We start from the raw sequence: 23003 nt of genomic DNA, 5'->3' as shown, positions 1-23003 counted from the left end.
TGAGGCGGCTCCTCTTTCTTCAATCAATCAATTCAATGGAATAATTTTCAATCACGGTATTAGCGAGAAGCTGTTGACACATTTTGTCAATTTCTGTTTCAGCCGTTTCTTTGTTCATATCGGTAAGATCCAGTTCAATCGTCTTTCCCTGGCGGACATCGAGAACAGATTCAAAACCAAGCCCGTGAAGAGAATTTGATATCGCCTTACCTTGAGGATCTAAAACACCATTTTTCAATGAAATATGGACACGTGCTTTCATTTCATACTCACCTAAAAAGAAAAAGGCGCTGTGATGCGCCTATTGGATTGCAGTTGTACCTTTTAAATCGCCAGGTCCGCTTTCCGGCATAATACCGAGGCGACGTGCGACTTCTTGATATGCATCTTCAACACCGCCGAGATCGCGGCGAAATCTATCTTTATCAAGTTTTTTATCCGTCGTGGCATCCCACAGCCGACAATTGTCGGGGCTGATCTCATCCGCCAAAATAATTTGAACTTCTTCGCCATCATAAAGCCGTCCGAATTCCAGTTTGAAATCGATCAAACGAATGCCGATCGCAGTGAACAGACCTAACAAGAAGTCATTTACGCGAAGGGTTTGGCTCATAATATCGTCTAGCTCAAGCGGGTTCGCCCAACCAAATGCCGTAATATGTTCCTCAGATACGATCGGATCATTAAGCTCATCGGACTTAAAGCAATATTCCACGATAGTGCGAGGCAGGGCCGTTCCCTCTGCGATTCCAAGTCTTGTGCAGATGGAACCCGCTGCAACATTCCGAACAATGACTTCAACTGGAATAATATCTACCTCTTTAATCAATTGTTCGCGCATATTTAGACGGCGAATAAAATGATTGTGAATGCCGATATCAGACAGTTTCGTCATCAGATGCTCTGAAATACGATTGTTCAGAACGCCTTTGCCTGTAACCGTCGATTTTTTTTCGCCATTAAACGCAGTGGCATCGTCTTTAAAATACTGAACAAGTGTGCCAGGCTCTGGTCCTTCAAAAAGAACTTTTGCCTTGCCTTCGTAGACTCGTCTACGTCGGGTCATGGATGTTACTCCAACTCATTGAGGAGGCGGAATTCCGCCTGAATTACGGTTAAGACATCGTCGATATGAAACCAACAGAGGTAATTCGTCGTCGTCTTGCCTAAAATATTAGTTTCAGGCAAGCGGAACATAATTCAGATATACAGTAAATACAACCATTGGCGAGGGTGAAAAGCGTGATTATTTTTAAAAAAAATCTTGTAGCACTAGGCGGGGAACGCCATCTTAGGTATAAGGTTAGTTAACAGATTGAAAGTAATTAAGTTTACAGAATTATTGAAATGCTAGGAAAGAAGTTATGGCAGGTTTAGACGATCTCAAAAAAGGCCACGAAAGTAAATTTGCTCATGATCAAGATCTTGAATTCAAAGTCATGGCACGTCGTAACAAATTGTTGGGCTTGTGGGCTGCTGATTTAATGGATATCCAAGGTGATGCCGCAGATGCCTATGCCAAAGAAGTTGTTATTTCTGATCTTGAAGAAAAAGGTGACGATGATGTTTTTCGGAAAGTTCGAGGTGACTTGACTGAGAAGAATATCGAAATGTCCGATCACAGAATTCGTCGACAAATGGAAGAGTTGATGGGAACCGCACGTGATCAAGTGATGAACAACAGCTAGGCTATCGAAAGAATTCACGGAGCGCAGAACATCTGCGCTCCATTTTAGCTATTCGCCAAATACACGTTTGAAAATAGTTGATACATGCTTGGTGTGGTATTCCAAGTCGAATACACCTTCAATATCTTCTTCTGACAATGCGTCCATAACTTCTTCATCGGATTTAAGTAAACCCATGAAATCGGCCCCCTCGCGCCAGACCCGCATAGCATTGCGTTGCACCAGTCGATAAGAATTTTCGCGACTAACACCTGCTTGTGTCAATGCCAACAGGATCCGCTGAGAATGGATTAGACCTCCTAGCTTATTCATGTTTGCCATCATATTTTCTGGATAGATAACCAGATTTTCAATAACGGACGTTAATCGCGCAAGGGCAAAATCCAAAGTAATAGTCGCATCAGGCGCAATGCCGCGTTCTACGGATGAATGGGAAATATCCCTTTCATGCCAAAGCGCCACATTTTCCATTGCTGGAATAGTTGCCATACGGACTAACCGAGCAAGTCCAGTCAAGTTCTCTGTGAGAACTGGATTGCGCTTATGAGGCATTGCCGATGAGCCCTTTTGGCCGGGCGCGAAAAATTCTTCGACCTCTAACACTTCTGTTCTTTGCAGATGACGAATTTCGACAGCCAGCCGTTCAACGGAACTGGCGATAACACCGAGTGTTGCAAAATACATCGCATGCCGGTCCCGTGGGATAACCTGCGTAGAAGCTGGTTCAGCAGTGAGCCCTAGGGCCTTTGCTACATGTTCTTCGACGTAGGGGTCAATATTGGCGAAGGTACCTACTGCGCCGGAGATTGCACATGTGGCAATATCTTCGCGCGCATTTAAAAGCCGAGCTCGGTTCCGGTCAAATTCTGCATAGGCCTGCGCCATTTTAAGACCGAATGTAACAGGTTCAGCATGGATGCCATGAGAACGGCCAACGCATACATCATTTTGATGTTTGATTGCCTTGGCTTTTAACGTTTCGAGAAGTTTATCCATATCTTCGAGAAGAATGTCTGTCGCTTTCGTCAACTGTACTGAAAGACATGTATCCAGAACGTCAGAAGAGGTCATACCTTGATGTACAAACCGTGCTTCGTCTCCAACATACTCGGCGAGGTTTGTTAAAAATGCGATAACATCATGTTTCGTTTCCCGCTCAATTTCGTCAATTCTATCAATATCAAATTGGCCGCGTTCCCAAACCGCTTTTGCCGCGCTTTCTGGTATGACACCTAATTTAGCCTGCGCATCACAAGCATGGGCCTCAATTTCAAACCAAATACGGAATTTACTTTCAGGCTCCCAAATGGCTGTCATTTCGGGGCGGGCATAACGGGGAATCATAATGTGGTACCTTATGAAAAGAAAAAAGCACAAAACGCCATTTCAATGGCTTGGACGATTGAGTGACTGACTAGCAGAGATGCTTCACAATCTCAACACCTTGTCATCAAATTCTAAGAATAGAAGTTTTTCAACAGCCAATTGCGTTTAGAAGAGGCCTAACTCTTTCATGCTCGTTTGCCCTTCACTACTGACGATCAAATGATCATGAATTTTAATATTGAGGGTCTTTGCCGCAATGACAATTTCTTTCGTCATTTCAATATCTGCTTTGGAGGGCTTGGTGTCGCCAGACGGGTGATTATGAACTAGTATCAGAGACGTTGCCCCAAGCTCAAGTGCTCGCTTCACTACTTCGCGCGGATACACTGCCGTATGATTGACCGTTCCGGTTTGTTGTACTTCGTCAGATATCAGGTGATTTTTATTATTAAGAAATAAAATTCTAAAATGTTCGATTTTTTTGTCCCGCATAACTGCGTGACAATAATCTTGAAGGGCTTGCCAGGAGCTCAGGACATTTTTCTTTTCGACTTTATGGCGAAGTAACTTTTGTCCCAATGTCTCTGCAACTTTTAGCGAAGCAATAACAGCGTTTCCAACTCTATCTATTTTTCTAAGGTCATGAGGTTCTGCGGATAATACTTTGGCAAGATCTCCAAATTCCGAAAGAAGTAATTTGGCTAATGATTTTGTATCGCGACGCGGAATTGCCGCATATAGCAGCATTTCGAGAATTTCGTAGTCCGCGAGGCTGTCAGCACCGTTCGTAAGTATTCGTGTGCGCATTCGCTCACGATGGCCAATCTTATCAAAATTATCTTTTGGTGTTTCAGTTTTCTCTTCCTCAAGCCTGAAATCATATCGAGTAGGCTCAAGTTCCTTGAGTTGGAATTTTTCTTCAGCTGTTTTCCGTTTAGATGGCATAGGGTGGGCAATCAAGGCCACGTGGTGATTTAGTAAAAATCTCATACCCTATATCTGTGACACCTAAAGAATGTTCGAATTGTGCGGACAAGGACCGATCTTTTGTTACTGCAGTCCAGCCATCTTCTAGAACCTTAACTTGCCAGGTTCCAAGGTTGATCATGGGTTCGATCGTAAAAATCATCCCCGATCGTAATTCGGTTCCTTCACCTGGAGTTCCGTAATGAACAATGTTAGGGACATCATGGAAAACCTGTCCGAGACCATGCCCGCAGAAATCCCGAACGACGGAACATCTTTTGCCTTCTGCGTAATTCTGAATAGCATAACCTATATCTCCGGTGGTTGCACCAGGCTTAACAACATCTATGCCGCGCATTAGACATTCATACGTAATATCAATAAGGCGCGAGGACTTAACATTTGGTTTTCCAACCGCAAACATACGGCTAGTGTCACCGTGCCAACCCTCTAAAGTAGGGGTCACATCGATATTTAATACATCTCCTTCCTTCAGCTTTTTAGGGCCGGGGATACCATGGCAAACCACGTGATTGATCGACGTGCAGATAGATTTTGGAAAGCCTCGATAATTCAAAGGGGCGCAGATACCACCGCGTTCCGTAATGAAGTCATGGCAAAGAGTATTGAGTTGGTCGGTTGTAACTCCAGGGACTACATGTTTCGTGATCATGTCTAAGGTTTTAGCCGCGAGCTGGCCGGCATTACGCATTCCTTCAAAGCCTTCGGGGCCATGAAGTTTTATCACGCCAGTGTTGCGTTCAGGTGTATCTTTGCTACTTACATATTTCATAATGACTCATCTTTTTCAGAATATTACCCTATTTTGCCGCGAAAAAAAAGTTATTCAATTACCGGCTGGGCTGTTCCAATTACTATATTGTTGGTCGTTATATGACAGTCATAGCATAATATTTCAACGCCCATTTTTCGTGCAACCGTAAAGGCTTCTGCATAAACAGGATCAATATCCTTGGCAAGTTTGAAACCTTCACAATCTTGCCGTTGTATCAAGTAAAACATTACTGCTCTATGGCCGTCGCGGACCATGTTGCCAAGTTCTTTTAAATGCTTAGTTCCTCGAGACGTAACAGCATCGGGAAATTCTGCATATTTTTCACCACGTTTCAATGTGACATTTTTTACTTCAACATAACAATCGGCCTTATTACTGTCCGAAAGAAGAATATCTATGCGTGAATTTTCGCCATACTTAACTTCACGGCGAAGCGTATCATATCCCGATAGCGCGGGAACTTTCGACGTTGAAATAGCCTCAGCCACAATCCCATTGGGCAGGGCTGTATTTATACCAACCAAACCCTGATTTATTTCTACAAGCTCCCAGCTATATTGAAGTTTTCGTTTAGGATTATTTGCCGGAGACAACCAAACAGTAAGCCCAGGCTCCTTTAAACCCATCATTGATCCCGAGTTTGCAACATGAGCTGTGACGATTTCGCCGCTTTCGAGCTCTATGTCGCACAGAAATCTTTTGTATCGTTTGATAAGTTGGCCACGGAATAGGGGAGACGGAAAATGCATAAGAACCTTTAACATTAATGGCTGGATTTACTCTATATACATTCATTTTAAACTGTTTATCTTCAAGAAAAAATAGATTTAAATAACACCTCGGATATTTGGAGATTACGATGAGCACCCAAGATCAGAAAACGTCTGACTTAAAGATAGTAACTGGTGCTGTTCTCGTCATAGGAGACGAAATCTTGTCGGGACGCACGAAGGACAAGAATATGGTTTATCTCGCCGAGCAACTAATTGAACAAGGTGTCCAACTACGCGAGGCGCGGATAATTCCGGATATTGAAACTGAAATTGTGGCGGCCGTAAATTCGCTGCGAAAGAAGTTTGATTATGTCTTTACGACGGGCGGAATTGGCCCGACGCATGATGATATTACAGCCGATTCTATCGCAGCCGCTTTTGGCATTGGCATCGGGCATCACCCGGAGGCCATGGAAATACTGACGCGACATTACGAAACAAGCGGTATTGAATTCAATGAGGCACGAAAGCGAATGGCTCGCATTCCGGACGGGGCGCAATTAATTGATAATCCTGTTAGCAAAGCGCCAGGTTTTCAAATTGAAAATGTCTTTGTTATGGCAGGCGTACCCGTAATAATGCAAGCAATGTTTGACGGAATTATTTCGCGGATCAGTGGCGGCGCTCAAATGTTAAGCAGGACAATTGGTGCCGGGTTGCCAGAAGGGAAAATCGCAGGTGAATTGGGTGCTTTGCAAAAAGAATATCCAGATGTGTCCATGGGTTCCTATCCATTCTTTAGACAAGGATCGGTTGGAACTAATTTGGTCTTAAGGTCCATTGATCAAACGAATCTAGATCATGCGTTTAAAAAACTCGAAGAAATATTAATTGAAATGAAAGTGGAAATTACTGAAACAACATAATTCACTTTTACAAGTTAATACCGCGACCCATTTCTTCAAAAAAGTTCTTGGGGGAACAATAACTTTTTCTGGTAAATTGAGCCACGGTATCTAATGTGCTCTAGCTTACTAGCAAGAACGCAATCTATTTAGTTGCTGGGTGGAAGTAGAACGGTGTCAATCACGTGAATTACACCATTGCTTGCCATAATATCGGCCGCAACAACTTTCGCTGAACCGTTAATCATAACACCATCGGTGCCATCTACCATGATTGTACTACCCTGAACTGTTGCAGGATCGAGCTTTTTGCCTGCTACCGCAGATGAAGGAACTTCACCGGCAAGAACGTGATAGGTCAGGATAGCAACAAGTTTATCCTTGTTTTCTGGCTTCAAAAGAGTTTCTACGGTACCGGCTGGTAATTTCGCGAAGGCTTCGTCTGTTGGGGCAAAAACTGTAAAAGGGCCGGGGCTCTGTAACGTTTCCACTAGACCGGCAGCTTTCACAGCAGCAACCAATGTTGTCAACTGACCCGCATCAATTGCTGTTACCACGATATCTTTTTGTGGTGCATCCATTTTTTTATCGGCCATTTTATCGTCTTTTGCGCAGGCAACTGCGAAAACACCGACAATTAACAAAGCCGATAGGTTTTTAAGTAAACGTGACATGTAACCCTCCTCAGGTATTTAGTAAGTATTTGAACTGACAAAAAACTCATTCGCGAAGTGTGTTTTGAAATATTTACGCCGGGGAGATCGAAACAGATCACTTAAAAAATATTATTTTCCAGAGTTGCCCATAAATAATATTTGAACAACGAGCACTAGCCTTAGAAAGGTGGGCAAAAAGAACTTCTAAATGAATGTAAAAAAAAAATTACTTTTGCGACAATATCCACTTGTTTCCGCAAGCAGCTGGCATTAGGTTGTTCCCCGCTGCCCGCATGGTGAAATTTGGTAAACACAGTAGACTTAAAATCTGCCGCTCGTAAGGGCTTCCCGGTTCAAGTCCGGGTGCGGGCACCATCCGAAACGTCAGTAAATATTCCCTCGGACTCGTTAGGAGTCTGGTTACGCTTTTCATGTATAGCTATTGCTATGCGTTGCTACTATCTCCGTTTTGCGGGGCTTAGTCTGGCCAAAAGGAAAGCAGATGACTGACAAAATTCAAATGAATGTCCGCGTAACCGCAGAACAAAAGGATGTCTTGTCCAAGGTACTGGATTTATTGCGAGAAGACAGCAATGGTGAACGGGTTGAGGACTTGGAAAATTGGCTATCTGGGTTCGCAAATCTCAATATTGGTGACTTAAAAAAGATCCTGGCAAAACGGGACACACAAATTTATGACATTGAAGAGCGATTGACAAAACTCGAAAAAGAAATTGCAAATCAAAAGCCAAATTAACGGATTTGCTAGATAAATGTGCAGCATGCGTTCACATTTTCGAGAACGTCGTTTGCAATTTTCTATAAAAGCCCCAAAATACAAAACAAGAAATTAACATTAGCTCACATGTCCTAAAAAAGGATCAGTTGTTGACCGTTCTTCGTATCGTATTTTTTAGTATTCTAAGTATACTTCTTGTCCAAACTTCGGCAATGACAGCGGCTGCAGGTGACAGGTCTGATCGAGCTGAACGGCTTATTCTAGAACTGTCCGAGCAAGCAAAGGCTATTCTTTCTTCACCTGATGACAGCTTGTCGGAGCGCGAGGCTCGGCTCGCCAGAACTATTGAAGACAAATTTAATTTCGAGGTGATCAGTGAATTCGTTGTTGGCCCTAAATGGCAAACTTTAAGTAAAGCTCGACAAAGTGTTTTCATCAAACTGTTTAGTGATTTCTTTCTTCAAGCATATGGTAGCCAATTAGGTGGATATCCCGGCGACAAATTTAAAATTGAATCCTCAGCTGAAAAAGGAACCCGAGACAGCTTTATTAGGGCGCAACTGCTTCGACCCAAACGAAGCCCGGTAACACTCCGTTGGCGAATACGCGAATATGACGGAAAACCTTACGTTATTGATATAATGATCGACGATATCAGCGTCGCATTGAGCCATCGTGAACATTTTGATGGCGTCATTAAGGATGACGGCGTTGATGGCGTCATCACATTATTGGCAATTCGGGCTGAGAGACTGTCCGCACAACCACTTTATTAGGAACGATGAGATATGAGCAGTAAAAGCCATTCACGCTATCTTGCAAGAATATCCCGGATAATAGTTGGTTTCGCAGCCGTATGCGTTTTCGCAACGGGGACGTTATCGTCATCAATAGTTCAAGCACTTGATTTTGAATCTGGGTGGAAATTGTACCAACAAGGACGTTTCGTGGAAGCCTATGAAATATGGGAGCCACTTGCAGAATCCGGTGACGCGAAGGCTCAGTTTAATTTGGCGGTGCTTTATGAACAAGGGCGAGGCGTAGACCCAGATTCTGCTAAATCTGCCTATTGGAACAATCAAGCAGTTGAAGCGGAATACCCACCAGCTCTGCATAATCTGGCGTTGTCACTTTTGGCGGAGAAAAAGAATATTGAAGCCATAGATTATCTACGGCAAGCGGCTGAAAAAGATTTTGCAGCTTCCCAGTATACCTTGGGGAAAATTCACCAATTTGGCATTGGTATCCCGGAAAATCAGGATCTTGCTTTCCAATATATTGAAATGGCCGCTGAATCAGGATTGGCAAATGCCCAGTATAATCTTGGTAAAATGTATCGAGATGGGTATGGCGTCAATGTTGATGATACTGTTTCAGCGAAATGGTTTGAAGCAGCCGCCAACCAAGGCTATGGCAAAGCTCAAAATAGTATTTCAAGTAAATATGGAATGGGGCAAGGTGTCGCGAAAGACAACGTTCAAGCCTTGAAATGGGCTATTCTTGCAGCAAGAAACGGCATTATTGGTGCTATCCAAAAACAAGAGTTTTTCCGAGCGAGAATGAATTCAGATGACATATCTGAAGCCGAGGCTCTCGCGGAAAACTTTAAGAAGAAAACATGACGTAATGTTCTGTGAAAGTAAAAGGCAGGTTACGAATTAAATATTGGGAAGTCGACAATATCTAAAAAATTCGAAAAGATCCGAAATTTGTTATGGTTTTTCGATGAGATAATAAAGACTACCGCGATTTTCTAAACCATCATTTCCGGTCAGCTCATTAAAATGTTCGAATACAATCTTCTTAAAGTGAGATTTAACCAATTTGTCAAATGACTGTCGACTATACCTATTTCCCCAATCCCAACCAGGTGCGGGAGATTCGTAATAATCTTCAGATGTTGACGCGAGAGATACGACATTTTGAATAATAAGAAAACGGTTCGCCATGTCATACGATTTTAATAAGATTTCTTCTGGATTATCAACATGATATAAGCCGCCAACGTTAGCAACTATGTCATATTTTTCGAACGTTGCATCTGGACTAATTTCTGCTTTTAGGAACTCCACGTTACTGAGCTCAAGTGTATTCGCAATTATGGTCGCATTCCTGAGATGACCATCGCGATCGTTATCAATACCAACAGATTTCTGACAACCAAGGTTCGCCGCCGTCATTGCGTAAAATCCGTCTGCACAAAACAGCTCGACAAACGAAATTTCAGTTTCAGCAGCAGCTTTGGCCATTGCAATAGCGTAAGCTATATAGGCAGTAATAACCGGTTGTTTGCACATTTGATTTTTTTCAAAAATACCCGGCAATTGATAATTATTATGACCGAAGAAGGCATAATGATGATAAAGGCCGCCCAGTGAATCTAGAGGAGACGGATCGGTAATCGGCGGTTTGCTTTTTTTTCTAAATCGGAACTTCATTTATACGCGCCAAAAAAGGAGACAGTATTCTATTTTTGCAAATTAGCTTATTTCATATTTAATTTCTATTGAAATTGAATTTTATATTTTGGATTTTTCTAGCGCGCGGTGAAAATCAGTCAGCTTTACGAGGTTTGCTAATAGCCATTCAAATGCCTTCGTTGCATAAGAAGACGTACAAATTGTATATCTTCTTATGCAACAAACACGTCACTGATCGTCTTTTGCAAAAATGAAATGGTGAGCCCGACAGGATTCGAACCTGTGACCCGCTGATTAAAAGTCAGCTGCTCTACCAACTGAGCTACGGGCCCACAATGTGAGAAGTTTATTGCAAACAAGGACTTTTAAAACACGAAGAACCGTCGCAATGCGGCTGCAACATAGGCACCTAGAACAAGATGGTCAAGCTTCGTTTTTGTTTTTTTTATAAGCTATGAAAAAAGCCGTTATTTTGCTAAATAAGAAGTATACTGCAATCCTGCTTTTAATGGCAAAAACGGGAATAACCCCGTCCTATACGTAATTATGAGGAATAGTATGTTGTTGAAGACATTCTCAAAATTTTCATTGATCCTAGCGTTTATAGGTATCCTGATGATCCCCCAGAAATCCGGATTGGCAGCCGATCTGGAAGACACTCTTTATCTAGATTTAAAATATGGACGTGTCGTCATAGAATTATTGCCCGCTGCTGCCCCGCAACATGTCGCGCGGATTAAAGAATTAACTCGAGAAAAATTTTATGATGGAATCAAATTTCATCGAGTCATTGAAGATTTCATGGCGCAAACAGGCGATCCCACGGGAACTGGTAAAGGTGGTTCTGGTCGAAAGCTGCGATCAGAATTCTCTAACATTCCGCACGAAAGAGGTGTCGTTTCCATGGCCCGCTCCCAATCTCCGCATAGCGCAGATAGCCAGTTCTTTATTGTCACTGCCCAATCGCATTTTCTAGACGGAAAATATACGGTGTGGGGCCAAGTGACTGAGGGTATGGAATTTGTTGATATGATCAAAAAAGGTATTGGGAAAAGCGGAATTGTTCGTGACCCCGATATAATCGTTCAAATGCAAGTTGCTGCAGATGTTAAATAGTGGGGATACCGGGTGCTAACGCACCCGGTATTTATTACGAGGCCTAAATACAGCGTCCGCCGTCAACTTCAAGGGCGACACCGGTGATGAAGGACGCATCGTCTGATGCAAGCCAAAGAGCTGCATGAGAAAGGTCTCTTGGTGTGTTTTCCCGCCCTAATGGGATACTTGATACAAACTTGTCCCTAATTTCCTGAGTATCCGTCCCACCCATAAATTCAACAGCCATAGGCGTATGGGCAAATACCGGGCAAAGTGAATTTACACGAACCTGTTGCGGTGCAAGTTCAATAGCCATGGATTTGGACATAGTTACGACGGCACCTTTACTGGCATTATACCAGGTGAGGCCGGGACGGGGGCTCAGGGCAGCGGTTGATGCTATATTGATTATATTACCACCGTTTTCCAACATGTGAGGAACGATCGCCTTTGTCGTCAGAAAAATACTCTTCACATTCACGTCAAATATCTTTTGAAAAGTCGCAACATCCACATCAAACATAGACCCGGCGCGTTGCGGCATTCCAGCATTATTGACAAGGATATCAATCTTCTGAAAATTACTCAGAGTTTGTTGCGCAAGGCCCTCAACATCATGTTCGTTTGTAACATCCGAAATGTTGCTTATGGCGATATTTCCCATATCGGTAATAGCTTTAGCAACTTTTGCGGCCGCGTCGGCGTTAATATCGCTTACGACTACTTTAGCGCCCTCTGCCGCAAACAATGTCGCCATTGCTTCACCGAAACCGGAACCCGCGCCGGTCACGATCGCAACTTTATCTTTTAACCTCATATTTTCTTCTCCTTATTTTTGGAAAAGATATTCGGCTGAATGGAATTAAATGGCAATAGGGATGTGAGGTTTGTTAATAAATCTAGATATAGGAAAAAAATTTAAGCCGCTTTTTCTCGGATGCGTGATTTCGGTAAAGTTAGGCTGACAATCGTGCCAGAACCGTATTCACTTTGCAGTTCGAGTTTGCCGTCGTGCATTTCTGCCAAATTTTTAGATAACGGTAATCCCAAGCCAGTGCCTTGATATTTACGATTATGCTCGCTGTCAATTTGCACAAAAGGTGTCAAAGCTTTTACGATATCTTCGTGTTTGATGCCAATGCCGTTATCTGTAACGCTTATTTCAAGACCCGCTTCTTCGGGAATTTTCACAGACGTAATGATGCGTCCGCCAGAAGGCGTAAATTTGATCGCATTTGATAGTAGGTTAATCAGGATTTGCTTGAGCATTCTGCGATCGCCAAAAATCTGAGGCAACAATGGATCAAACTCAAGCTTGATATTAATGTCGTTATCGATTGCGCGTTGCTGCGTTAATCGGACGCATTCGGTGACCAGCATATCGATTTCAATATCTTCTTCGTTGATGCCCTGTTCACCTGATTCAATTTTTGAGAAATCGAGAATATCGTTAATCAATTCAAGAAGATGATTGCCGCTGTCGTGAATGTCTTGAGCATATTCAAGATACTTGGGAGACCCGACTTTCCCAAATAGCTGGCTTTTGATCACTTCAGAAAAACCAATGACGGCATTTAAAGGAGTGCGGAGCTCGTGGCTCATATTGGCAAGGAAAGTACCTTTAAGTTGGGAAGCGTACTCGGCTTCTTCTTTCGCATGTTCGAGAAACTCCTCAATTTGCACTTGGGCCGAAATATCTCGGATAATCAATTGAAGAGCACGCCGCTCACCGTACATTAATGCAGAAGCTTCTACTTCCACATCAGTCTGGCCACCATTTTCAATAAATACTTTGGTTTTTTCTGCTGGCAATGTTTCGCCGGACATCATCTCTTCCGCACTACCGAAGTAAGTAGACAATCTTTCGACGTCTGAGAATGGGAAAAAGGACCGAATATGGGTGCCTATCAGGTCATGCTGGCTTTCAGCTTTGAACATCTTTACGGCTGTCGTATTAACATACAAAATTATACCGTCTTGATGGGCCACGATTGAATCTGGAGACAACTCAACCATACGCCGGTAGCGATCTTCATTCTCTTTCATGGCTTTTGCGGAAAGCCTATTGGACGTGACATCTGTCGATGTAGATACGAATCCACCTTGCGGACTCGGAGTGAACGTAATTTCGATTATCTTGCCATTTTTGAAAGTGCGATCAATCTTTCTTGTTATTCCGAGTTCTGCGTCTCTAACACAAAGCGCAATAAATTTGTCTTTGTTCGTTCCTACGGATTGATATTTGTCGAAATTTTCTGCTAACAAATCTCGAAAGTGAACTGGTATTGTTAATCCCCTTTCCTCGATTTCCATAATTCCGAGGTAGTTATCATTCCATTTTACCAAATTTAGATTTTGATCGAAAACACAGATACCGATTGGCAGATTTTCCAACACAATATCAAGAAGTGTTTCTGTCGGTTTTTCAGGAATTACCAAAGTAGTAATTTTGTCCCAAAAAAAGAGGCTTACAAATAAAGTTGCTGCCAGAAAACCAAACAATATAAAAACCGCAGATGATGGTGCGATCCAGCCTAGGGAAGACGAGATAATGAAGAGCGAAAACAGCAATCCTGACCAGAATAGTCTATTTGTATTTTTGGCAGTCATATTGGTCGAATTTTTTCTTTAAGATTAATTACTCTAACTGCCTTTAACCATAGGGAAACATTGTTAATAGGAGGTTTACGAAACGATTTTATCGAGTTTTGAGAATTCGTAAGACGGCACGGCAGGTTAATGGTATTGTCCGCGCGCCTAAACTGCCGATATAAGCAGGAATTTGCTCCAAGTTATTTGAAATGAAAACAATGTTATGAAAAACAAATCGACCGAAACTGAAGACCTCGAAGCGGAAAAAAAGCCTATCCTGGTAGCTCCAGCACCAAAGGTTGGATTATTCGCCCGCCTTAGAACATATTTTTTGACCGGTATTGTTGTTACAGCCCCAATCGCGATCACGATCTACCTGACTTATGTTTTCGTTTCTTTCGTTGATGCAAATGTGACACCGTTGGTCCCCGTCAAATATAACCCGGAGACCTATCTACCTTTTGGTATTCCAGGCTTAGGTGTTTTTATTGCTGTTTTCGTGCTCGTTCTAATTGGCTTTCTAACGGCAAATTATTTAGGCAAAGCATTACTTGTGTTTGGTGAGAGAATTGTCGGCAGGATGCCGATCGTTCGATCCATCTACAATGCTTTGAAACAGATTATGGAAACCGTCCTTGCGCAATCAAGTACCTCTTTTCGAGATGTGGTCCTTCTCGAGTATCCTCGAAAGGGCATTTGGGCAGTTGCTTTTGTCACAAGCCAAGCTAAGGGTGAGGTCAATGCCACAAAAGATGAAGATATGATCAGTATCTTTATGCCAACGACACCTAATCCAACCTCTGGTTTTCTTCTTTTTGTCCCCAAAAGTGATCTGAAATATCTTGATATGACAGTGGAAGAAGGTGTCAAACTTGTCATTTCAGCGGGTATGATTTGGCCAGAGGATCTGCCGGCCAAGAAAGACGATGTGAATGAAAACGTTATTGATCAGGAAAAGTAAATTACCCAGATTTCAAATATTTAATCGCGTTGTCTCTTTCAAATAAATAAAGCAATATTCGAAGCGCTTGACCGCGTTCGCTGTGTAATCTTTCGTCTTTTTCCAAAATTAACCGTGCGTCATCCCGTGCAATAGCCAGTAACCGAGAATGCGATTGTAAATCAGCAATCCGGAATACGGGGAGACCGCTTTGTCGTGTTCCTAAGAGTTCACCAGCACCGCGTAGTCTTAAATCTTCTTCTGCAATTTGGAAGCCATCTTCAGTTTCTCGCATGATAGCAAGTCTGGCTTTTTGCGTTTCGCCCAGTGGCGGCGCATAAAGCAACAAACAACTGCCTGCGAGCCCGCCGCGACCCACACGGCCGCGCAATTGATGTAACTGCGCCAGCCCAAAACGTTCTGAATGCTCAATAATCATCACCGTTGCTTCGGGGACATCAACACCTACTTCTATTACAGTGGTTGCGACAAGAATTTTAATGTCACCCGACATAAAGGATTGCATCGCCTGATCTTTAAGATCTGATTTCATGCGACCATGAATAAGGCCTACTTGATCACCATAAAGATGCTTCAAATACTCAAACCGTTCTTCGGCGGCTGCCACCTCAAGGACTTCTGACTCTTCCACTAAGGGGCAGACCCAGTAAATCCTTTCACCAGTTTCAAGCTTGCGGCTCAAACCTTGAGCTACAGAATCCAATCTTTCGATACTCAAAGCTCTTGTATCAATTGGTTTCCTGCCAGGTGGTTTTTCTGTGATGACAGAAACATCCATATCACCATATGCGGTCAAGGCTAGTGTTCGCGGAATGGGTGTCGCAGTCATGACAAGAACATCAACGCCGCCATTCTCTTTTCGGCCTTTATCACTTAGAGCCAATCTTTGATGAACGCCGAAACGGTGCTGCTCGTCAATGATCGCCAGACCCAAGTCGAAAAACGAGACATCTTCTTGAAATAACGCATGCGTCCCAATAACCAGATTAACATCGCCATTGGCTAAATCAGTAAGGACAGCATCTCGTTTTTTACCCTTTAATCGCCCTGTAATAAGAACGCAGCTTATTCCGATCTTGGCAGCCAATGGCTCAATGGAGGCAAAATGTTGGCGTGCTAGAATCTCCGTGGGCGCCATAATCGTTGCTTGTGCACCGGCTTCGACCGCACGAACCATGGCCAGAAGGGCAACTGCTGTTTTTCCGCTTCCCACATCGCCCTGCAAGAGCCGTAACATACGGTGAGGGGCCACCATATCGTCCTTGATCTCCTCCAATGCAGATTCTTGGGCCGCGGTGAGGGAGAAGGGCAGTGCTTTTCTAATTTTTGACACCAGAGTGTCATCTCCCTGTAAGGCTCTGCCTGGTTTACGCTTCATACTTCTTCTGACCAATTCCAACGCCAATTGATTAGCGAGCAGCTCGTCATAAGCTAACCGCTCTCTAGCGGGATTTGTCCGATCAAAATCCACTTCGGAAGTTGGCGAATGAGCTTTAACGACACTATTTTTCCAATCCGACCACTCTTCTCTCTTCATCAGACTTTTATCATTCCACTCTGGTAGTTCTTGTAACGTCGGGAATATCTGACGATTAGCCTTTATAAAAGTTTGATTGGTTAACCCTGCCGTCAATGGATAGACGGCTTCGAACAGCGGGATGGAGCTTTCATCGGCCAATGTCGCAATATGATCAGGATGGGTCATTTGAAAGGTGCCATTAAAGTCTTCAAGCTTACCGCTTATTTTGCGTTTTTCACCATCGGGCAACTGGCGCCTTAGATAATCTTCTCGGCCGTTAAAGAATACCAGCGTCAAACTATCATCACCAACCAAACAGTTTATCCGGTATGGTACCCTACGGTTACGAGACGGAGTATGTTTTATGACATCTATAACCAGGAGTACTTCCCGATCCACATATTCAGAAGAAAGCGCTTCAAGATTTTCGCGAGTCACCAAACCTGTAGGAAGGTGCCACAGCAGATCGATCAAGTTCGGTCCGGCAATTTTTTCAATGAGCTTGCTTAGCCGCGGTCCGATTCCGCCTAATTTGTTCACTGGATTGAACAAGCTGAATAAAATTTCTGGCCGCACAGGTTATTCCTAGTTTAAGTTTCACATATTGTGAAATGTGAGCAGAGGCAGGTCAATGCAACAGGCAAAAATATTGCATTTTGCCACTTCCTGCTGACAGCGGCAAAAAGACAGGTTATATCCTTCTTATCATTCAATTAGAGTTCATCATATGACTGAAGATATTAGTATTCGTCGCAGGCGTCTCATCCATCGGTCCCGATACACCGGGATGAAGGAGACTGACATTCTCCTGGGAGGATTTGCGAATAAATATATTAGTGAATTTTCTGACGAAGAGCTGGATATCTACGAAACACTTCTCGCGGCAGGTGATCCAAATATTTATGTCTGGGCAGTCGGGCGGGAAGTTGTTCCCGACGAGTATGATACGAGTGTTATGACGTTGCTCAAAAAATTTAGCCAATTTGACCATATAGTTACGCCCTAATTTAATGACCACGACATCCTTTTCGCGCATATGTAGCAAGATTTCAGAACTTGCGTTACAGAAGTACGCTTTTTCAATTGAATCTGTCCCCGAAGGCTATGACGCATACCTGCTTTCGGAACTGATCAAGTCGTCCCAAAACGACATTCTTTATGTCTTACGCGAAGATATTCGCATGGCTTCGACTGAAGCTGCACTAAAATTTTTCAATCCCGCGATCGAAGTATTTACTTTTCCGGCCTGGGATTGCTTGCCCTACGACCGGGTGTCTCCGAATCCAGAAATTGTCGCTCATCGGATGACAACCCTGGGACAAATGCGTGAGACGGTTATAAAACCTAGAATATTTCTAACAACAATCAACGCGGTTCAACAACGTGTACCTCCGATTGAAATGGTTGTGAACAGCCTCTTGACTATCAAAATCGGGGATAAGGTTAGCCTGACGGAACTAACATCTTATCTGGTGTCGAATGGATTTTCCCGCATCGGAACCGTTATGGAGCCCGGAGAATTCGCTGTCCGTGGTGGTTTGATTGATATTTTTCCGCCTGGTAAAGGAAATCCGGTCCGTTTAGATCTTTTTGGAGAAAAAGTAGAATCCATCCGATCCTTTGATGCTTTGTCACAACGTTCGACGGAAAAAATAGAATCAATAGAATTTACGGCCGCTTCTGAATTCCTACTGAATGATGACGCGGTCAGTCGTTTTCGTACTGAATATCGGTCGCACTTCGGAGCAGTGACGCACGAAGATCCGTTGTATGAGGCCGTCAGTGAAAAACGGCGCCACGCAGGAATGGAACATTGGTTGCCCTTATTCCATGATGGTATGGCGACCGTCTTTGATTATTTGCCGGATGCCCAGATATATCTGGATCATTTGGTAGAGGAGGCTCTTGAAGCCCGTTTAGATACCATTTCGGATTATTACGAGAGCAGGCGGGATGCTGCACCGACGCTAGGAGCGGATTACAAGCCGCTCCTTCCAAAAACACTTTATTTGGATGCGGAGGAGTGGAATCTAAATATCGGCAACCAAAGCCTTTGCCAAATAACGCCCTTCAGGTCAGGAACAATAGCTGATAATGTCATCGATGCTAAAGGCAGTCTTGGGCGGGATTTTGGCCCGGAAAGAAATTTGCCTGATACCAATATTTATGATCACGTTAAAAAACACATCATAGAAAAACTTGATCAAAAAAAGCGCGTTATTCTCACTCATTTTTCAGAGGGATCTAGGGCAAGAAATCTCACAGTGTTGGCAGACCATGGTATTGAGCCGGTTCAAAGAGCCAATAATTATACTGAAATAGAGAAGGGACCCAATATTCCCGTTTTATCCGTTCTTGGATTAGAAAAGGGATTTGAAACACCCGACTTGGTGGTTATCGGCGAACAGGATGTCCTTGGGGACAGACTTGTTCGGCCTCGAAAGTTGTCGCGCCGGAACGAGAATTTCATTGCAGAAGCCTCTCAGCTTTCTCCTGGTGATTACGTCGTCCATATGGAACACGGAATTGCGCAATATAACGGCCTCACGACCATTGATATCTCAGGCGCTCCTCATGACTGTGTGACTTTGCTATATGCCGGCGGCGATAAGATTTACTTGCCAGTTGAAAATATCGAGATGCTTTCTCGCTACGGCGGTAGCGATATGTCAGCGACATTAGATAAGCTCGGAGGGTCTGGATGGCAGGCTCGTAAGGCAAAATTGAAGAAAAAAGTCATGGAAATGGCTGACCAACTCATCAAGATTGCGGCGGCCCGAAAACTTCGCAAAGCAGAGAAACTTGTCCCTGCAGAAGGTTTGTATGCAGAATTTTGCGCCGGATTTCCATTTGAAGAAACCGAAGACCAACTGAAAGCGATTGACGATACATTAAATGACATGGCTACGGCCAGAGCGATGGATCGCCTCATTTGCGGCGACGTCGGATTTGGAAAAACAGAAGTCGCACTGCGGGCCGCGTTCACGGCGGCCATGGCCGGCAAACAGGTTGCCATCGTTGCGCCAACCACGCTTTTGTCCCGGCAACATTACAAGGGTTTTGTCGAAAGGTTCAAAAATCTTCCTATAAATGTGGCTCAGCTATCGAGAATGGTCACGACGAAAGAGGCCAATATCACCAAGGCAGGTTTGACTGCCGGGACTGTCGACATCGTAATTGGTACCCATGCATTACTTGGCAATTCCGTTAAATTTAAGGATTTAGGACTAGTTGTTGTCGATGAAGAACAGCATTTCGGAGTTGTTCATAAAGAGCGCTTAAAGGAAATGCGGGCCGATCTACATGTACTTACACTGACCGCAACACCAATTCCCCGGACACTGCAACAAGCGATGACCGGCATTCGCGATTTGTCTATTATTGCAACGCCACCTGTCGACCGTTTGGCAATCCGGACATTCGTTCTTCCATTTGATCCAGTTGTCATTCGTGAAGCCTTGTTGAGGGAACATTATAGGGGTGGCCAGAGTTTTTTCGTGTGTCCCCGGTTGACTGATCTGAAAGAGGTCGGCGAGTATTTAAGGGAACAGGTGCCTGAAGTTAAGTATGTGACAGCTCACGGACAATTGCCCGCAAAAGAGCTGGATACGGTCATGAACGCCTTCTATGACGGTGCTTATGATGTGCTGGTCGCCACGAACATCGTTGAATCCGGCCTCGATATACCTTCAGCGAATACATTGATAACGTATCGGGCGGACATGTTCGGCCTTGCTCAACTTTACCAAATCAGAGGGCGTATTGGACGATCAAAAACCCGTGCTTATGCTTACTTGACGCTTCCACCTCGGAAACGATTGACGGATGCAGCTGAAAAGAGACTACGCGTGTTACAATCTTTGGATACGCTAGGTGCAGGATTTACGCTTGCGAGCCATGATCTTGATATTCGCGGCGCAGGGAACCTCCTGGGAGACGAGCAGTCAGGCCATATCAAGGAAGTCGGTTTCGAACTATATCAGCAGATGTTGGAAGAAGCTGTCGCCGCAGCACGGGAAACCGAACTGGGTAATGAGGTTAATCAAGCAGATGATAAATGGTCGCCCAGCATCAATATTGGGACATCCGTCTTAATTCCGGAGCATTATGTCGCCGATCTGGGGCTACGCATGGAGTTATATCGGCGGATCGCTGCACAGGAGACAGCAGAAGAGATTAGTGCCTTTGCTGTCGAACTTGTGGACCGTTTCGGGCCGTTGCCCGATGAGGTAAACCATCTTATTGAAATTATGACGATAAAACATTTTTGCCGGACAGCGAATATAGAGAAAATCGAAGCCGGACCGAAAGGGGCGGTCATGTCTTTCCGGGACAATAATTTCAGCAACCCAGGTGGCCTTGTTGCCTTTATTTCAAAGCAACCAGGAGCGACAAAAATTAGGGGAGATCACAAACTTGTTCATACCCGGGATTGGAAACACCCTGAGGATCGGCTCAAGGGTGTTTTATGGCTCGCACAAAATTTAGCGAAAATAGCGAAGGCTGTTTAATTTACACCCTAGCTATTTTCTTTGGCTTTATCAGCTTTCACCTGGTCAAAAGCCGCTAAAAAAGCCGCCGGATCCTGCGCCCCGGAAAGCGCATATTTATCATCAATGATAAAGAAGGGGACGCCTGACACACCCATTTGACGGGCCATTTGATCTTCTTGACGAATTGTTTCCAGATCAGCGTCGTTATCCAAAAGCTCACTCACCAAATCATGATCCATACCTGCTTCAGTCGCTGCGGCTATCAAAACAGAACGATCACCAAGATCTTCCCCATCTATAAAAAAGCGTCTAAACAAAATTTCCGCCATGGCATCCTGGCATCCGGCAGTCTCGGACCAACGTAATAGTCGGTGAGAATTCAAAGTGTTAGGGGATCGCTCGATTTTGTCGAAGTTGAAGTCGATATCAACAGCATCACCAGCCATTTTAACATTTGCATACAATTCTTTTGCCCGTTCGTGGCTTCCAAATTTTTGTGCAATGAATTCCTTTCGATCTGCTCCTTCAAGAGGCATATCCGGGTGAAGTTGGAAAGGTCGCCAGGTAATCTCCACGTCCATATCGGGGCGCTGAGCCAATGCTTTTTCCAATTTACGTTTACCAATGAAACACCAAGGGCAAACAGTGTCTGAGACTATGTCTATTTTCATAAACCTAACATAGGAAAGCTCGGTCATTTAGACAAGTCTAATTTGGAATGATCAGTCTAATATAGATTTTAGGCTGCTTGTTCATCTTTTTGTTCAAACAAGAAGCCACGGATCAGCAAGTCTTCCAGTGACTCACTTGATACAGCTTCAGCAAGTCCAAATGTTAACTCCGCTTTTACGGGACTAGAAGCGCCTTTGAGTGCAAATTCGGTGTTCCGAATGACACCAACCAGGCGGCGCAAGGCAATATTTGCTTCTTTTTCACGCGTACCGGGGAGAGCGACAACAAAATGACCTTTCTCATAGCGTCCGCAGAAATCTTCGCCTCGGACCAAGTAAAAAATCGCAGATCCAACTTGACGCAAGAGTTGATCTCCGGATGCAAATCCATGTTTTGAATTGACCATTTCTAGATTACTAATTTTCAAACTGGCAACAGACATTGTTTTATTGCGATGCTCATGCTCTGCCATCATATTTGGAAGATGAGTTTTCATGAAACCGAATGAATATATATCTGTCGGGCCATCGGCAAGGGGATGGGGTTTCGTCACCTTAAAAAGGCTCTGCATGGCAGACCGATACCGGTATTGTAGAATTTGAACCGTCGTTCGGTTAATGAGTGTGTCCATTTCTGTTTCGTGCAGAACAATGTCGGAAACCCCATGAATATAGGCTGCCTCTCTGTTTTCCGCATTTTCAAGGACCATGATCATAGGTAAATTGTAAAACCGGCTATCACTTCTGATTTCATTGGCGACTCTTAAATTTTGATCTCCATGCCCCGTGCCTGACAATATCACGGCATCAAACTCTTGTTTTCGCAATTCAGTAATGGCCGTGTTAGGTTCTTTTAATATTTGAATTTTTGCTCGGCAATCGAAACGAAGTAAAATATTTCCTAGAATGAGACTTTTGTTTCCAATTATTAGAATATGCGTGGCGGAAATATCATTGTCTGGTTTTTCTAGGTTACTGAGGTCGATACCGTAAGTCTCGGTTGTGACAATCCGCCGGTTCAGTTCCTGTTGCATATTTTCAAGCCGAACAAGCGACGACACTCGAGATAAAAGTTCGAGATCACAATACCCAGGTGAAAGAGTGGACGCATGGCATTGGACATCAGTTTCACCAATAATTAGAATTGAAAATCCATTTAAGTCTGCAAAGCTGGCGATATGTTCAATATCAACATTTGTTGTATTATGCTCATTATCGACAATAAGAAGGTCAAAAGGTTCCTTCCCGAAATTTCCGTCGAGCATTTGTGAAAATGAAATATAATCACATGAATATCCTGCCGTGCTAAGGGCCGGACATAATTCGGACTGATCATTATCAGTTACAACCAGTAAATTGGCGATATAGCGCATTAATCGTTTCTCCAAATTCGTCGAATGATCAGTAAACCCGAAATAAATTAACAATTTGTAAGGGCTAAACGGCCCCGAACTATACTA

General features: G+C 43.7%; 22 protein-coding genes and 2 tRNA genes. 10 read left to right on the top strand and 14 right to left on the bottom strand.

Annotated elements, in window-relative coordinates:
* Positions 1-19 precede the first annotated feature (19 nt).
* Complete coding sequence (purS, locus tag V7723_RS02720) at positions 20-262, bottom strand: phosphoribosylformylglycinamidine synthase subunit PurS (protein WP_335682881.1); 243 nt, start codon at positions 260-262, stop codon at positions 20-22.
* A 39-nt stretch (positions 263-301) separates the two neighbouring features.
* On the bottom strand, positions 302-1066 hold the full coding sequence (gene purC, locus V7723_RS02715) for a phosphoribosylaminoimidazolesuccinocarboxamide synthase (protein WP_335682880.1): 765 nt from the start codon (positions 1064-1066) through the stop codon (positions 302-304).
* A gap of 298 nt (positions 1067-1364) precedes the next feature.
* Between purC and V7723_RS02710 the strand changes: the two genes are divergently transcribed.
* A complete protein-coding gene (locus V7723_RS02710) occupies positions 1365-1688 on the top strand; it encodes a DUF1476 domain-containing protein (protein ID WP_335682879.1) in 324 nt (107 codons plus the stop codon).
* A gap of 48 nt (positions 1689-1736) precedes the next feature.
* On the opposite strand, the gene purB is transcribed toward V7723_RS02710, so the two are convergent.
* The 4 genes from purB to sfsA form a co-directional block, all read right to left on the bottom strand.
* Positions 1737-3032 carry an adenylosuccinate lyase gene (purB, locus tag V7723_RS02705; protein ID WP_335682878.1) on the bottom strand — a complete coding sequence of 432 codons (1296 nt, stop codon included), beginning with the start codon at positions 3030-3032 and terminating at the stop codon, positions 1737-1739.
* A 147-nt stretch (positions 3033-3179) separates the two neighbouring features.
* The gene (gene radC / locus V7723_RS02700) at positions 3180-3959 is read right to left on the bottom strand and encodes a RadC family protein (RefSeq protein WP_335682877.1); all 780 of its coding nucleotides are present in this window, start codon (positions 3957-3959) and stop codon (positions 3180-3182) included.
* Positions 3949-4773, bottom strand: a complete 825-nt coding sequence (gene map, locus V7723_RS02695) for a type I methionyl aminopeptidase (protein ID WP_335682876.1) — start codon at positions 4771-4773, stop codon at positions 3949-3951. Before map ends, radC begins: the two co-directional genes overlap by 11 nt.
* A 50-nt stretch (positions 4774-4823) precedes the next feature.
* Positions 4824-5525 (bottom strand): DNA/RNA nuclease SfsA, encoded by a 702-nt coding sequence (gene sfsA, locus V7723_RS02690; protein WP_443024171.1) that lies wholly within the window; start codon positions 5523-5525, stop codon positions 4824-4826.
* A gap of 110 nt (positions 5526-5635) precedes the next feature.
* On the opposite strand from sfsA, the gene V7723_RS02685 reads away from it, so the two are divergent.
* A complete protein-coding gene (locus tag V7723_RS02685) occupies positions 5636-6415 on the top strand; it encodes a competence/damage-inducible protein A (RefSeq protein ID WP_335682874.1) in 780 nt (259 codons plus the stop codon).
* A gap of 128 nt (positions 6416-6543) precedes the next feature.
* Here the strand turns inward: V7723_RS02685 and V7723_RS02680 are convergent, their stop codons facing one another.
* On the bottom strand, positions 6544-7068 hold the full coding sequence (locus tag V7723_RS02680) for a fasciclin domain-containing protein (RefSeq protein WP_335682873.1): 525 nt from the start codon (positions 7066-7068) through the stop codon (positions 6544-6546).
* Positions 7069-7337: 269 nt separating this feature from the next.
* On the opposite strand from V7723_RS02680, the gene V7723_RS02675 reads away from it, so the two are divergent.
* From V7723_RS02675 to V7723_RS02660, 4 genes are all read left to right on the top strand, one after another.
* Positions 7338-7425, top strand: a tRNA-Leu gene (locus tag V7723_RS02675).
* 127 nt (positions 7426-7552) lie between these two features.
* On the top strand, positions 7553-7807 hold the full coding sequence (locus tag V7723_RS02670; RefSeq protein WP_335682872.1) for a hypothetical protein: 255 nt from the start codon (positions 7553-7555) through the stop codon (positions 7805-7807).
* A gap of 131 nt (positions 7808-7938) precedes the next feature.
* Positions 7939-8565: an MlaC/ttg2D family ABC transporter substrate-binding protein gene (locus V7723_RS02665; protein WP_335682871.1), complete on the top strand. Its 627-nt coding sequence runs from the start codon at positions 7939-7941 to the stop codon at positions 8563-8565.
* 12 nt (positions 8566-8577) lie between these two features.
* Entirely contained in the window at positions 8578-9411 is an 834-nt protein-coding gene (locus tag V7723_RS02660; protein ID WP_335682870.1) for a tetratricopeptide repeat protein, read from the top strand.
* A gap of 90 nt (positions 9412-9501) precedes the next feature.
* Here the strand turns inward: V7723_RS02660 and V7723_RS02655 are convergent, their stop codons facing one another.
* Complete coding sequence (locus tag V7723_RS02655) at positions 9502-10227, bottom strand: class I SAM-dependent methyltransferase (protein ID WP_335682869.1); 726 nt, start codon at positions 10225-10227, stop codon at positions 9502-9504.
* Positions 10228-10465: 238 nt separating this feature from the next.
* Positions 10466-10541: transfer RNA gene (locus V7723_RS02650), tRNA-Lys, on the bottom strand.
* Between the two features lie 283 nt (positions 10542-10824).
* Here V7723_RS02650 and V7723_RS02645 point away from each other — a divergent pair.
* Entirely contained in the window at positions 10825-11325 is a 501-nt protein-coding gene (locus V7723_RS02645) for a peptidylprolyl isomerase (RefSeq protein ID WP_443024170.1), read from the top strand.
* Between the two features lie 43 nt (positions 11326-11368).
* Here V7723_RS02645 and V7723_RS02640 read toward each other — a convergent pair whose 3' ends face one another.
* Together V7723_RS02640 and V7723_RS02635 are read right to left on the bottom strand one after the other, a co-directional pair.
* Entirely contained in the window at positions 11369-12124 is a 756-nt protein-coding gene (locus V7723_RS02640; RefSeq protein ID WP_335682867.1) for a glucose 1-dehydrogenase, read from the bottom strand.
* Between the two features lie 101 nt (positions 12125-12225).
* Entirely contained in the window at positions 12226-13917 is a 1692-nt protein-coding gene (locus V7723_RS02635; RefSeq protein ID WP_335682866.1) for an ATP-binding protein, read from the bottom strand.
* A gap of 205 nt (positions 13918-14122) precedes the next feature.
* On the opposite strand from V7723_RS02635, the gene V7723_RS02630 reads away from it, so the two are divergent.
* Positions 14123-14860, top strand: coding sequence for a DUF502 domain-containing protein (locus V7723_RS02630; RefSeq protein ID WP_335682865.1), 738 nt, complete (start codon positions 14123-14125; stop codon positions 14858-14860).
* A 1-nt stretch (position 14861) separates the two neighbouring features.
* On the opposite strand, the gene recG is transcribed toward V7723_RS02630, so the two are convergent.
* A complete protein-coding gene (gene recG / locus V7723_RS02625; RefSeq protein ID WP_335682864.1) occupies positions 14862-16955 on the bottom strand; it encodes an ATP-dependent DNA helicase RecG in 2094 nt (697 codons plus the stop codon).
* A gap of 151 nt (positions 16956-17106) precedes the next feature.
* Here recG and V7723_RS02620 point away from each other — a divergent pair, with 151 nt between their 5' ends.
* Positions 17107-17385 (top strand): FAD assembly factor SdhE, encoded by a 279-nt coding sequence (locus V7723_RS02620; protein ID WP_335682863.1) that lies wholly within the window; start codon positions 17107-17109, stop codon positions 17383-17385.
* A 4-nt stretch (positions 17386-17389) separates the two neighbouring features.
* Positions 17390-20890, top strand: a complete 3501-nt coding sequence (gene mfd / locus V7723_RS02615) for a transcription-repair coupling factor (RefSeq protein ID WP_335682862.1) — start codon at positions 17390-17392, stop codon at positions 20888-20890.
* Positions 20891-20898: 8 nt separating this feature from the next.
* On the opposite strand, the gene V7723_RS02610 is transcribed toward mfd, so the two are convergent.
* Entirely contained in the window at positions 20899-21543 is a 645-nt protein-coding gene (locus V7723_RS02610; protein WP_335682861.1) for a DsbA family oxidoreductase, read from the bottom strand.
* Positions 21544-21611: 68 nt separating this feature from the next.
* Complete coding sequence (locus tag V7723_RS02605; protein WP_335682860.1) at positions 21612-22916, bottom strand: diguanylate cyclase domain-containing protein; 1305 nt, start codon at positions 22914-22916, stop codon at positions 21612-21614.
* Between the last annotated feature and the right edge of the window lie 87 nt (positions 22917-23003).

Source organism: Sneathiella sp. (genome assembly GCF_036960985.1).
Taxonomy (GTDB): Bacteria; Pseudomonadota; Alphaproteobacteria; order Sneathiellales; family Sneathiellaceae; genus Sneathiella.
Note: the sequence above shows the minus strand (reverse complement) of the source record. Positions and strands in the feature narration are given on the sequence as shown.